This window comes from Hymenobacter sp. UV11 (assembly GCF_004684095.1).
GTDB lineage: Bacteria > Bacteroidota > Bacteroidia > Cytophagales > Hymenobacteraceae > Hymenobacter.
Window position 1 is genome coordinate 33223 of record NZ_SRII01000014.1, and the last position, 12693, is coordinate 45915.

General features: G+C 55.8%; 9 protein-coding genes. 4 read left to right on the forward strand and 5 right to left on the reverse strand.

Features of this window, described 5'->3' with window-relative positions:
* Positions 1 to 499 precede the first annotated feature (499 nt).
* Together E4631_RS21725 and E4631_RS21730 are read right to left on the reverse strand one after the other, a co-directional pair.
* The gene (locus tag E4631_RS21725) at positions 500 to 1105 is read right to left on the reverse strand and encodes an ImmA/IrrE family metallo-endopeptidase (protein WP_166648208.1); all 606 of its coding nucleotides are present in this window, start codon (positions 1103 to 1105) and stop codon (positions 500 to 502) included.
* A complete protein-coding gene (locus E4631_RS21730) occupies positions 1071 to 1478 on the reverse strand; it encodes a helix-turn-helix domain-containing protein (RefSeq protein ID WP_133659116.1) in 408 nt (135 codons plus the stop codon). The genes E4631_RS21725 and E4631_RS21730 overlap by 35 nt, the downstream gene beginning before the upstream one ends.
* A 334-nt stretch (positions 1479 to 1812) precedes the next feature.
* Here E4631_RS21730 and E4631_RS21735 point away from each other — a divergent pair, with 334 nt between their 5' ends.
* Genes E4631_RS21735 through E4631_RS21745 form a run of 3 tightly spaced genes read left to right on the forward strand, consistent with a single transcriptional unit; the run spans position 1813 to position 4553 of the window.
* Positions 1813 to 2250 (forward strand): DUF1508 domain-containing protein, encoded by a 438-nt coding sequence (locus E4631_RS21735; protein WP_133659115.1) that lies wholly within the window; start codon positions 1813 to 1815, stop codon positions 2248 to 2250.
* Positions 2251 to 2274: 24 nt separating this feature from the next.
* Positions 2275 to 4071 carry a ThiF family adenylyltransferase gene (locus E4631_RS21740; RefSeq protein ID WP_133659114.1) on the forward strand — a complete coding sequence of 599 codons (1797 nt, stop codon included), beginning with the start codon at positions 2275 to 2277 and terminating at the stop codon, positions 4069 to 4071.
* A complete protein-coding gene (locus E4631_RS21745; RefSeq protein WP_133659113.1) occupies positions 4068 to 4553 on the forward strand; it encodes a Mov34/MPN/PAD-1 family protein in 486 nt (161 codons plus the stop codon). The genes E4631_RS21740 and E4631_RS21745 overlap by 4 nt, the downstream gene beginning before the upstream one ends.
* Before the next feature lie 480 nt (positions 4554 to 5033).
* On the opposite strand, the gene E4631_RS21750 is transcribed toward E4631_RS21745, so the two are convergent.
* The 3 genes from E4631_RS21750 to E4631_RS21760 form a co-directional block, all read right to left on the reverse strand.
* Positions 5034 to 5909 (reverse strand): hypothetical protein, encoded by an 876-nt coding sequence (locus E4631_RS21750; RefSeq protein WP_133659112.1) that lies wholly within the window; start codon positions 5907 to 5909, stop codon positions 5034 to 5036.
* Complete coding sequence (locus tag E4631_RS21755) at positions 5897 to 8128, reverse strand: Piwi domain-containing protein (protein WP_133659111.1); 2232 nt, start codon at positions 8126 to 8128, stop codon at positions 5897 to 5899. The genes E4631_RS21750 and E4631_RS21755 overlap by 13 nt, the downstream gene beginning before the upstream one ends.
* A gap of 74 nt (positions 8129 to 8202) precedes the next feature.
* On the reverse strand, positions 8203 to 11550 hold the full coding sequence (locus E4631_RS21760; RefSeq protein ID WP_133659110.1) for a DNA methyltransferase: 3348 nt from the start codon (positions 11548 to 11550) through the stop codon (positions 8203 to 8205).
* A 275-nt stretch (positions 11551 to 11825) separates the two neighbouring features.
* Between E4631_RS21760 and E4631_RS21765 the strand changes: the two genes are divergently transcribed.
* Entirely contained in the window at positions 11826 to 12680 is an 855-nt protein-coding gene (locus tag E4631_RS21765) for a hypothetical protein (RefSeq protein ID WP_133659109.1), read from the forward strand.
* Positions 12681 to 12693 lie beyond the last annotated feature (13 nt).

Here is a 12693-nt window from a genome sequence, read left to right on the forward strand (position 1 = left end):
TCCCGTGGCTGCTAAGCTACAGCAAATGTTTGCTTCGCCTGAGACACTATATAAACGGACGTTTCTAAAATAACTATAGCCCAGCTTTTGCGACCTACTCTTTATCATACGATTATACGCTTGCTTCGGCTACCCGCTACGTTGCCTATTATCGCCTGAGCACTACTCGCCAAGATAAGTTTGGCTCAGGCTCGATACCTAGCAAGCTCACGTGATGTGTAATATGCTTTTATCTATTGTAACTGGCTCTCGATTTGGGAAGCATACAGTTTCCATCACGGCCCCGGCTGCTTCGTGGGCACGGTTGAGGCGCGGGTTCTTACTGGTTTAGGACATGCCGTGCTGAGCGCGCACCTGATTAAGATTCTCGTTCTAGTGCCCATGTCTAAGCCCGGGTGGGTGGCCCTCCACTATCTCTACTATATAGCAAGCTACATTTGAATCATACCGCCGCTGGCCAGGCTATCTAAGCGCAGGTGGCAAGTGATTTTCATTCGGCTTACCTCAAGTAAGAAATGCGGCGGTCAATCGCTAGCGTATTGCGGCGAAAGTTGACCATCTGTAAACTAGCACCATATATTTCGGCAATTTCTTCGGATGTACGACCAGCACGCACATGGTCAAAAATGCCCTTCTCAGGAATCTGTAGTGCTGCTCCTAACCACTTCGCTTCTTGCTCGTGGCAAGCATTATGTACGCGCAGCGAGATATCCGCATTAAGCTGTAAGCAATCTCCTCGATGCTCACAGAGTATGTGGGCTAGTTCGTGCATAATATCACTTTCCTGCCGGGCAGGAGAATTATTACCATTATAGAGGATCATTCTGTAGCCATTTACGATGGCCACAATGGCTGAAAACTCCGTGGTATCGCTTGCAACCCATTTTAAATGCTGACGCACTTTTAAGTGGTCGGGAAACTCATCGACCAGTGCATCAACTATTTCGTCACTTAATGCGCCTGCCGCAGCAAGGAGTATCCCGTGCACGCCAGTTGCCAATTTGGCAGGGCAAGCAACTCTAGCATTTAAGCCTAACCGTTGACGTAGGTGAAGCGAATGACTTTCTGCATCAGCCTTGAACCGTGGGGGGAATTTGAGACTCATCAGGGAAGATATTGCGCCTGGCCGCCGCATAGGCTACCTCAATCATGGTTATTAGTGCTTCCCGTGTTTGGGTAGTCAATAATTGGTCGGCACGAAGGTGCGTAATAATATCTTCCTTTTGTAGAACAGAGTCTTTCCTGTTAGCCTTTTTTCCAGTGGGCTCTACTGCAAAAAATGCTGGGTCTACGTCTAACCAACGGCAAATTCGCATATAAGTATCAAGGTCTGGCAAGTTACCTCGCTCAATCCTGGATAGAGTGGAGGAACTTACGTTTTCCATCTCGGCCGCTACTGCTCTTACTGTCAATTTCTTAGATTCACGGCGTCTGACAATCGCTTCAGCCAGTGCTTTAGCATCTATTTCTTGAGGCATGGCTATTCAATGTTTATATACAAGGCTGTTTTCTTGCCATTTTGGCAATTTTCTTTTCCACAACGGCAAATGTATGCGTCTTCGTGTCAGTAATGCACGCGTTGCTTTGTTAAGCCAATATTAATATTGCGTTCCTACGAAAAACTTAAATTATTGGTTTAAAAGCAATTGCCTAACAATCGTTTGCAATATATTGTCCCACTAATGAAACAGGACTACGCATAAGTTTAGTTGGCATGAGGCTTGTACCTACCAGGCTCGTCTGTACTATACTGGCCAGTGCAAATACAGCGAGTTCCTTACACTTTTTAAACCTTCAGCTTTCTATTTTTTTATGAAAGGATTTGAGTATTACCTAGATGACGCCAAAAAATGGCGTTGGCGCCTACGGGATGAGAATGAAAATATCATCGCCATCACTCCCGAAGGCTTTGCAAATAAGGCAGAATCCCAAAAGGAGGCTCACACCTTCCAAACCTTAGGGGTAACTACCGCAGAACGCAAAATTATTGAGTTCGAGCAAACGGCCGTTGCTCCTGGCTACGAGTACTTCCTCGATGTCCGGCTGAACTGGCGCTGGCACTTCCAGGCTGGCAACAACGACATTATCGCGGTTAGTGGGGCTAAGTCTCATCCATCGGAGGCCGATGTCAAGCTCGCTATCGCGAAAGTGCGCCAAGTGCTCAAGAGTCTCAGCAACGATAGCGGCAGCACGGGTGGGTACATTCCTCCTACTACGGGTGGTTCTTCTGGTCCTGGTCGTTTCGCCTAGGAAGCAATTCTACCCCCTAGTGCCATGAGCAAATTTGATGCGATGGCCCTTGCCCAGGCGCGTTCTATGCTGGCTCATACGGCTGGCGTAGACGTCCTGGGTGAGTGGAGGAAGCAATCGAAGTCGGCTGCGTGGCTGTTACGGCTCCGCCTCAAGCTTGAGGCGGAGCCCACAGCCGCCGTGCCCTTGTATAGTGAATGGGAAGTGGCGGTTAACTTTGATGCCGATGAGTGGGGCAAAGTGCAGATTTACCCGGCTTTGGGGCCAAATGGGTTAACCGTTACGTTTCAGCATCAGCAGTTCAATGGTGCGCGGCATGCAACGTGGGAATGCCGCAGTGGGCACGTCTGTTCGGCTTCGTGGTCGGGCGGCTTGGCTAAGCAACGCAACGCGCTGCCCGTTGAGCCTACTACCACGGCCGAGCGCATCTGCTGGCACGTCGTGCGGGTGTTGGAATGGCTTCCGCAAGCGGCTACCAATATATTGGCAAAGCCCGGCGACGTGTATGAATTGCCAGATTTTGCGATTGGCGGGAAAACGCTAGGCAATCGTTTAGTCTATCTGGAAAACGAGGAATCCTTTGCCTTATGGCAGCAGGATACGAACACGAGTGGCATAGCTTGGCTTTCCAATAGTCCAGAAACCAACACGTTATACGTGCGCAGCTTTTTGCCTGCCCGCGGCAAACAGGCTATTTATACCCCGCCATGGGGGCAAGTGGTCGCGAGCAAAAAGAAAGATTGGCAAGCGCTTTGGATTAGGCTGAATGAGATGCCAGTGGTAGGACCTTGGCAAGCACCTGCCACTACGACCGAACTAGCGCAAGCACTTACTGCTCAGGGAAAAAATCTAGCCGATATGCTGGAGCCGCTCTGGAAGAACTTTGAGCTTACGGGTGCTCAGGTCATGTTACTGGTCGGGGTACCAATACCGCGTAAAATCGGGGAAGACCCGTATCGCTACCACTGGCAGGCACTGCAATTATTCCCAATTACCAAAGCACCACCCAAAAGCCGCTTAGCCTTGGTTAAGGCGCACTTGGCATCTGCTCACCCCCTTACCTGGTTACAGCTTGCCGAAAACTGGGACGCAGCCGAGCTACAAAACCGGGGCCGGCTGCCCCAAGCTTTGTGTGAGGCTAAGGTACTTTTGCTAGGAGCTGGCGCGCTTGGCAGTAATCTAAGTGTACAACTGGTGCACATGGGTGTACAGCATCTAACAGTAGTAGACGGGGAGAAGCTAGAAGGCGGTAACCTAGTTCGGCACACACTCGGCTTTGAACAGCTAACGCAGCCTAAAGCGCTGGCCCTAGCCGAGCAGTTGCGACAAGCTAACCCGCTAGCGCACGTAGTAGGCATAGACCTGATGCTGCCGAAAACTAGCGCCGAGTTTGAGCAGGCGGCCAGCGAGGCTACGCTTATCCTTGATGCCACGGCCGAAGATGCGGTACTGCGGATGATACCGCTGGCTTGCATGAATTTAGATGCCTTATTTGTGAGTTGCTCGCTAAGTTTACGAGCCGAGCAGCTATTCTTTTACGCGGAAATGGCGGGTCAATTCGAGCAGGCCAAGTTCGATGAATGGTACGCCCCCTATCGCCTTCAGCAAAATGAACTAGCTGAGCAGATTGACTTACCGCGAGGCATTGGGTGTTACAACCCCCTGACCCCGGCCCCGCTCAATCGGATAGCTGGTTTGGGTAGTGTCGCTGTGGAGTTGTTGGAGCAAGTTTATGGCCAGCCCATTTCGCTGCCTGTTTCGCTTTCCCATAATTGGCGGGTGCCGCTACTGGTGCCAGCCACTGAAGAAGTTTTCCCTTGAGTTTAGTATTTCGTTCCGAAGATGGCCGCCAGTGCCTAGTACTATCGTCCAAAGCAGTGGCGGTCATTCAAGAGCAGGCCCAGCGCAAGCACCCGCACGAGACGGGCGGTATTCTGGTCGGATACTACGACGAGAGCTACCACTTGGCCACCGCCGTGCTAGCCACGCCCCCGCCCCTCGACTCTAAGCATGGGCCGGTCACTTTTGAGCGGGGTATACTGGGCATCAAAGAATTGCTGGCCGATTGCAAAGCACAAGACCCGCCCCTGCACTACCTGGGCGAATGGCACACGCACCCCAATAACAGGCCGCGCCCGAGTGGGGTGGATATTCGACAGATGCGGTGCTTTGCGCTGCGCCGTTTGTACGGGGCTAGTAGCCCTTTGCTCTTGATAGTAGGCGGTGTGCCACCCGATGCCCTAGAATGGCGGGCTGCCATCTACCGACCTTGGCGTAGCCCAACTTGCTTGGAAGTACTGTAGCCTAGCCCTAGCAGAAGATATTCGGCAAAACAAAAGCTCCCCCAGTAATGGGGAGCTTTTGTTTTAGGTAAGTTATGGTATGATTTGTTTTTTGTATATCGCAGTCCAGTAAATTCAAAAAGGTTTGGCAAATAGGGAATTGCTACCTGACAGGATGTGGCTGCTTCGTGAAATATTTATACATAAATTATATATAAATATTTCACGAAGCCTCCTGTGGTTTGTTCGACCAGCCTCACGAACATGGAGCCTACTAGTATTCTACGCTAGCGGGCATTAGGTTGGCCACCTCCGGCGAATAGTCGGGTGTGGCACTACGGCTCGAAACCAGCAGACGGCACCGGAGGGAGGTCACTGCCGACAGCACCTATAGGAGGACGAGCTAAAGTTGGTATTCGATTAGGAGTAGCCAATTAGGCCTTTCATCGCATTCTGGAGCCGTTATAAAGGGTGACATATAGTACAGCTTGCCGGATATCTCTACTTGTCAACGGAGTAGCCCCAGACTCTCTGAACTAGCTTTTCGACTCGTAAGGCCACCCAGCTACGAATATCCGCAAAGAAACTAGCTCCCAGCCCCAGCGTTGTGAGCACGGCCAGGGCCCCCTTCACCCACTTATTTTCTGCGTAAAAGATGGCACCAGCGCTCATAGCTAGGATAATCAAAATAAAAATGCTGTATGTCAGTATTTTGCTTATCGTAGCGGCTCTCTTCAGAAATTGACTAGCAAATTTTTCGGCCACAAAGCGCTGTTCGATATCAGTAAGTCCTTTCGCTTCAAAAGCGGCTCGGATGGCGCGTAACGAGACTATATTTAAAAACTCTGATTCAAAGTACGGGAAGGAGTGTCGCCACAGGTAAGCAAACATTTTATGCAAGCGCTCCGCATCAAATTGCTCTTGCTGCGTGATTAACTGGTAGGCAATTGAAATTTGATGATAGTCTTCTTTCGCGTTGTAATTGCCAGCCAGAAGATTGTCAAACGACTTATTGATAAGCCGTTGGGTAGGGTCAGCATTCGGCCGATTGTGCAGGACCTGGCGCACCCACTGGCCATCCAGCTGGAATTTTTGCACTACGCACACCAGCGCGAAAACCAGGTAATCATTGTGTATCCATTCGGAATCAACTCTGACCTGCCGGGTCGCCAGTTTTTGGTAGAGGCTCGCGGCGGCGGCGCTATCCGCGCGGCGCACATAGAACAGCAAGTTGGAGACGACGCTATCCGTATCGGAGGGATTCAAGGCCGGGGGTACCAAACCAGGCTTCTCATCTAAGAAATTGAGAAAGAAGTTAGTGAACGGATTGGCGCGCAGGGGAAGCCAATAAGTTGATAGGGCCTCTACAGAAACCATTTTTTTTCCCGGAGCTGGGCGCTGGCAGTCGTGGAGTTCCAGCCGGGCACCGCGCGCAAATCCTTGAGCTGGCGCGTGAGCAGGTTGGCATAGAGCAAGGTAGCCGGTGTGTCGCTGGGCCCAAACGTGCGGAACGACAAGCGGCTGAACTTGAATACCTGCTGGACAATGTACTGAAGGTCCAGGAAGGTAGACCGGTCGTGAATTCGGACCAGGATGGGCGTGGGTGAGCCGTGCCGGGCCGTGCGCACTTCGCGGGTTCCGAGCAGGTGCACCAGGCACTGCCGGGGCCCGAGGGGCAGGGTGTAGCCCCGGCTCGGCACGTGGGCCCCTTTGCCATTGGTCCCCGATTGCTGCTCGTCGTACAAAATGTAGGGGTGCCGCTCGACCAGCGTGACGAACGCAAAGCGGATGTCATACTGCGGGTATTCGGCCACGAGGCGGGAAACGACGTCCACTTCCAGGTTCTTAATAGGCTTGAAAATGTGGAATATCAAGCGGATGCGGTCCTGCGCGTTCCAGCTGTATTCGTTGGAGAGACGGTCCAGCGCGTCTTTCAGATTGCGTAAAAGCTCATCGAAATACTCCTCGTAAGGTACGTTACGGGTGCGGCTGTTGGTCAGGTACTTGCCATCCGCCGCAAAGAACGTGCTGATGCCCACGTAGCGGGTTTGGGCGGCGCCCGCGTAGTGGTTGCGCCGCAGAATGGCGCTGCCGATGCCAATAACCAGCTCGCGGTCCACGCTTTGGTCGACTGGAATGGTCCAGGGCGTACCCCCTAGCTTGGCGTATAGCTGAAGCGCGATGCCGTCAATCGTGTATGTAGGCGTCCGGGCCGTTTCGGGCTTAATGAACTGCACTGCTGTGCCCTGCATGTACAATAGTGCTTTGGCCCGGAAGTACGGGTTGTCTTCGTTTGGCAGGCGGCGAAAGCTATCGGCCGTTTCCAGAATAGCCAGGTCAAACGGCGTGTCTTCTTTGCGCACGCCCCGGTCAATAGCAGCCAAGTACTCGGCCACCGAGTAGTCGGTTAGCTCCTCAATATGGAACGACATGGAGGTGAGGCGGTACTTGCTGACCATACCGCTAGCAAACCAGCCGTGGCCCGGAATGCCCTCGCGCAGGTCGGCCAGGAATTTGGTGAAATCGCCCGCGTGCTGCCGGTGAAATACCACAAGTACCCGCGGGGTATTGGTCGAAAACCCCGTGGACCGGCTGTAGGGGCCGTACAGATTCAGGCCTTGCGAAGGCTGCGCGTGCACCCGCGTCTTGCTAAGGTCGAATATCAGGCTGGGCTCGCTTAAAGCAAATCCGCTGGGCGTGGTTACGGAGTTATCCAGGCTGATTTGAAAGCCAAAGGAATCATAGTTGCGGTACTCCAATGTTCCCAGCCAGCGCCCAATAGCCTCAATCTCGCTCATCACCGTGAAGAGCTTTAACTTCTGGGCTTCCAGGTCCTTGATGCTGCGCATGATGCTCTCGGCCCGGGGCTCGCCAATGCTCCAGGCCAGGAACGCCGTAATGTTATCGCGGGAGTTGTGTAACCGTAGTTCGGCCAAGGGGTAGCTCACGGGCCCGGTGCTGGCATCGACCGTGGCAGTGCCATCGACCACCTGCCGCACCGGGCCCAGCAAGGAAACTTCGGGGGCCACTACCCCATCGGCGTGGTCGGGAGCCTGCGTGCCGGTTACTTCCCGGCCCACCAAATCAAACCCAGACTCGACCAAATCCTGGCAAGTGCGCTCCAGATTCCACCGGTAGCGGTGGTTGATGAGCGCTCCGAACACTACTTGGCCGCTTGTATCGGCGTGGTCGCGAAACTGCACCTCCGTGATGCGCTTGAACGTGAGAATGCCTTGCAGAGGCTCGGGTACCTGCCGCCAAGCCAAATCCAGTTCGGCCCGGCGAGCCGCAAACCGAAACGGATAAAACTCGGGCCGTAGGTTGGGCTGCGCGTCTTTGACGGCCCGAAAGAACACGTGCTTAATCAGCGAGCTGACAACCTCTGGCTCATCCTGAATGGCTAGTCGAACCGTCGTGCCCAGCGTGTCAGCATCGGGCGTACCGGGCGAGATGTAGATAAAATCGCCCCGCCGGAAGAAAGAATGCGTGGCGTTGTACTGCTGCCGCAGCTGCGGCAGCCGGCCATCCTGGTAAGCAACCCGCTGCACATCAAACGACTCAAAATTAAAAGTAATCGGATAAAAATTAGATTTCATAGAAGCAAAAAAATACTAGCAAGTAGCGGGGTGGTAAGGGCAGACTGGGCTGCTTCAGCGGGCCTAAGATGGGGCTAGGAGGCATACACGTTGTCTTCCTCGACGAAGCGCACCAGCGACATGGCAGCCAGCGTGTCGAGCAGCGGCTGCACACGCTCGGGGCGGGTGCGGCGGAAGCGGGCCGCTACTTGGGCGCTGCTCATGGGCTGGCTGGCTTGCTGCACGATGCCGCGCACGGCCTGCATTTGCTGGGCTAGTTCGGCGGGCCAGGGCTGGGGGCCGGCCTCGGCCGTAGCGACGAGGGTAGGCGCGGTGGCCGCGGGTAGGGCCAGAGCCGCCTGTTGCTCGGGGGCCTGGTAGGCGGGGCGCAGGTAGCGGACGGTGCCGGCGGCTTCTTCCTGCTGGCGGGTGTGGTTGAGCTGCACTAAACGGGTCAGAATTTCAGCATCGGGCAGGTCGGCGGGCCAGCCGTAGGCCTCTGCCACAGCGGCATCGAGCTGCTGATGCAGACTGAGCACCACGGCGGCCAAGCCCTGCGCGTGGGTGATTTGCTCTTTGGCCGTGAGGGGCTGGCTGGCGCGCTGCTTTTCTACCACATTGTAGAGGTCGGTGAGGGTAAGACTGGGGTGCTGGGCCTGTTGGCGCTTTCGATGGGCGTCAAGCGCTTCGGCTAGCTCGCGTATGTGGGCTTGCTGAGCCGCGGTAGGGGTAGGAAAAGGAAAAGGGTCGAAGCAACGGGTTTTGCGGTAGCGCGGTGTATTGCCACCCAAATCAGCTCCCGCGGCCAGTGCCCAAACCACGTGAATGCGGCTAGATAAAACGCCCAAATAGTAAGCATTGTCAGATGCTACCACTACCAGCGAATCGTCCGCTATAATTTGCTCCTCTACAAACTGAAATAGTCGATGCTTTGCGGTTAGCGTTGTGGCAATGTACCGTTCCAACCCCGCCAGCGCAGGGCGGAAGCTTTTTCGTGGCTCGCCAAATATCCACCAGTTGCGCCGATATGACTCTCTGTTGTTGCGGTCACGCTCTGGTTTAACTTCCTCAAAAATGTGCTGATAAACCTCAGGATATTGAGTCAATACTTGATTTTCAGTAAGGCCTAGCAAGTCAATTACCCACTGTTGACGGCTTATCTGCACCATATCACGGCCGTTCAAATAAGGTCGGATATGCTGTTGCAAGCCCGGCTTTGTCCCTAAACCCAACTGCTCGGCTTTTTGGGGCGACACCATAAAGCCTGCTCCAAACAGACTTACCCCTAGGTTGCAAATTCCCTCGTTAGCGCGGAGCGGGTCGGCAATATCGAGATTTGCTCCAACAGTTAGGTCGGCGTTGACACGGCCGTATTGAGACCGAAAACTCACTTCGCTGCTGCCATCTTCTTGCGGTTCTTCGGCGATAATTTGTAATACTACTCCTTCACCTATACCCGGCTGCCCAGCAGTCATGGCTATCTGTACTGCGGCTCCACCGCGCTCCTCCACCCATGGGTGACTAGGAATAGCAAAATACAGTGAAAGTGGCCGTTCTGTATCATTTAAAAAAGGCTGAATTATTTGGCGGTTAAACTGTTGAGTAATAGAGTTGGTGGTGATGAAGCCGAACCTTTCCGCATTGCCCATTTGCACGATTCGGGCTGCTTTATTCCACCAATACATCACTAGGTCGGCTGACTCAGGTAAATACCCTTTGTACGCTTTACGCAACGCTTTCACATACTCATTACCAAGCGCTCCGCGCATAGCTTTGTCGCCGATGAATGGCGGATTACCCACAATGAAATCAGCTTCCGGCCACACCGCCGGGCGGGCGTTCTGAAAATCCGGCCCGTCGTAGCTCAGCACCGCGTCCTGCTGCTGAATATTCTGGTAATCATCCAGCAGTGGCTCACGCAGCTGCGTGAGGCCGTAGGTGCGCAGGTGCCACTGCAAGTAGCCGATGCGCAGCACCACGTCGGCAATGGCTGCCGCGCGCGGGTTAAGCTCCAAGCCCAGCAGTTGGCGCGGGCCCACGGTGGTGCCGTCCCCCAGCTCCAGGCGACCCGACTGCCCAAGCTGGCCCAGGGCGCTCAGTACCTCGCCTTCGAGGCGCTTGAGATGCTCCAGCGTCACGTAGAGAAAGTTGCCCGAGCCGCAGGCCGGGTCCAGTATCCGCACCGACGTGAGTCGGTGCAGGAAGCGCAGCAGTTCGGCACGGGCTTCGTCCACGGCTTTTTTACCCCTCCCCTCTGCCAGGCGCTGGGCGCTGGCGGCCTGGGCGGCGGCCCACTCCTGGCGCAACGGCTCCATCACGGTGGGCAGCACCAGGCGCTCCACGTAGCGGCGCGGGGTGTAGTGCGCCCCCAGGCTGTGGCGCTCCTTGGGGTCGAGGGCCCGTTCGAGCAGCGTGCCGAAAATGGCGGGTTCCACCAGCGTCCAGTCCGCCTCCGCAGCTTGTTGCAGCAGGGCCACCTGATCGGCATTCAGCGGTAGGGCCGTGGCATCGTGGAAGAGCTTGCCGTTGAAGTGGCGCACCCTGGTGCGCAGGGCCGGCGAAAAGCCGCCCTTGTCCATCGTGGCCCATAGGCTAGCCAGGGCCTCGGGCAGGTAGGCGCGGGCCTCGGCCGTGTCGGCATACTCGGCCAGCAGCTTGGAAAACGACTTTTTGGGAATCAGCTCCACGTCTTCGGCAAACATGGTGAAGAGGCAGCGCATCAAAAATTGTGCGACCACGTCGGGGGCGTGGCCCACCTTTTCGAGCTGGGTGCTGAGCCCGGCTAGGTAGCCAGCCAGCCGGCGCGTGACCTGGGCCGCCAAGCGGGCCGGGTCGAGTTGCTGCGGGTCGGTAAAGAGCAGCCGAAGCCGTGCCCGCACGTCGGCATCGGCCAGCGCCGGCAGCAGCACCCGAAACTTTTGTGAGTCGGGGAAGGGCACGTAGCTGTCGCCCACGCCGGCGAAGTTGCTGTACAAGTCGATGGAGTACCCCACGTCGACTACCACCACGAACGGCGGGCGCGGCTCGCTGGCGGGCAGGGCGCGCACGTAGCGCAGGGCCTGCTCGCGGGCGGCTTCTACCATCTGGCCCCACTTGGCGGTGCCGCGCACAGCGTGGCCCTTGCGGCGCTTGCCAGCGGCCTGGCCCAGTTCGGCCTTGGCGGCTTTGGCCTGCTGGTCGGGCGTATCGGTGCCCTGCTTGGTTTCGAGCACGAAGCAGCCGCGCTTGTAGAGGTCGATGCGGCCGGTGCTGCGCTTGCCGGCTCCATCGTCGAACGTCACGCCGCGCTCAAACACATATGCGTCCTGGGCGGGGTCGTCGGTGGTGGGGTCGGGCCGGGACACGCCCAGCAGGTCGCAGAGGTCTTGCAAGAAAAGGCCGTAGTTGGCGTGCTCGGCCCCGCCGGAACGGAGCCAGCGGGCTTCAAAATCGGAATAGTTCACCTAGTAAAAATGCTAATAGCTCGCAGCGCTTGTAAGCGGCAGGTAACGAAGCTACCGCAGAAAGAAGCTATTTGCCAGCTAGCAGCACCTGCTCAGGCAGTTTGTGTCGGTACAGCGGGTATGCGCGCTACATTCGCAGCTTTTATTTCGATGGCTATAAATGCTCCTACCCCTACCCTATCCGGGCAATGCCCAAAGGTGGGCGCCGACAAATAGCGTGAACAGTTAGACTGCGCTTACCCTAAAAATTCTATTTAACCAGCACTTCACTCTCCGTGAAAATTCTCCAGCCGCACAAAATCAGCGGCTTACTATTCGACATCATCCACGAAGCCCGGCAAGAGCTGGTGCTGGTGTCGCCCTACGTCAACCTGACCTACTGGAAGCAACTGGCTACCGCCCTAACTGCCGCCCGCGACCGAGGCGTGCGCATCACCTTTTACATCCGGCACGAGCCTGGTAATCTGGTCAGCAAGGAGCAGGTCCAGGGCCTGGGCATTACGCCGCAACTCGTGGCCAACCTGCACGCCAAGTTCTATTTCAACGAAACCAGCGGCCTCATCACCTCCCTCAACCTGCTAGGCGGCTCCAATAGCAACTCCATCGAAATAGGCTCGCAGCTCGAAACCGCCGAGGAGGTGAAGGAGCTGCGCCGCTTCGTGCAGCAGTACCTAGCCCCGCAGGAACTGGTGAAGCCGCTGAGTGACGAAGATAAGTACCTCAGCACCGCCGAATTTGGCCAGGTATTGGCCGATTGCTTGTCCGACCAAGTGGATAGGCGGGCGCAGGTAGACGGGCAGCGCGACTGCAGCTTATCCATTCGGGCACTGAATAACACGTTCACCGTCAGCATTGACCGGCCCAGCCAACAATTGGTTATGCGGAGCGTGGTGGCGGGCAGCGAAGCCGACCGATTCGCCGCCAGGCACGCTCACCACTTCACTTCCCCTACCCTGCGCTACGAAGTGCGGCGCGGGGGCAAGGGCTACTACGATATGCTACGAGCCACGCTGGCGCTGCCCCTCTCCGCCCCGCGCTTCAATGCGCTGACGCTACCGGAGAAAAAGCAGCTGCTCCCGCACGTAGCGGATTTTCTGGTGGCCGTGCGGGCTTTCAAGGATGATTATTGAACAAATTGGTGAG

Bases quoted from the DNA above. Each gene is read 5' to 3' on its own strand.
- E4631_RS21725 (WP_166648208.1), bottom strand. From the start codon at position 1,105: ATGAGTCTCAAATTCCCCCCACGGTTCAAGGCTGATGCAGAAAGTCAT.
- E4631_RS21730 (WP_133659116.1), bottom strand. From the start codon at position 1,478: ATGCCTCAAGAAATAGATGCTAAAGCACTGGCTGAAGCGATTGTCAGA.
- E4631_RS21735 (WP_133659115.1), top strand. From the start codon at position 1,813: ATGAAAGGATTTGAGTATTACCTAGATGACGCCAAAAAATGGCGTTGG.
- E4631_RS21740 (WP_133659114.1), top strand. From the start codon at position 2,275: ATGAGCAAATTTGATGCGATGGCCCTTGCCCAGGCGCGTTCTATGCTG.
- E4631_RS21750 (WP_133659112.1), bottom strand. From the start codon at position 5,909: ATGGTTTCTGTAGAGGCCCTATCAACTTATTGGCTTCCCCTGCGCGCC.
- E4631_RS21755 (WP_133659111.1), bottom strand. From the start codon at position 8,128: ATGAAATCTAATTTTTATCCGATTACTTTTAATTTTGAGTCGTTTGAT.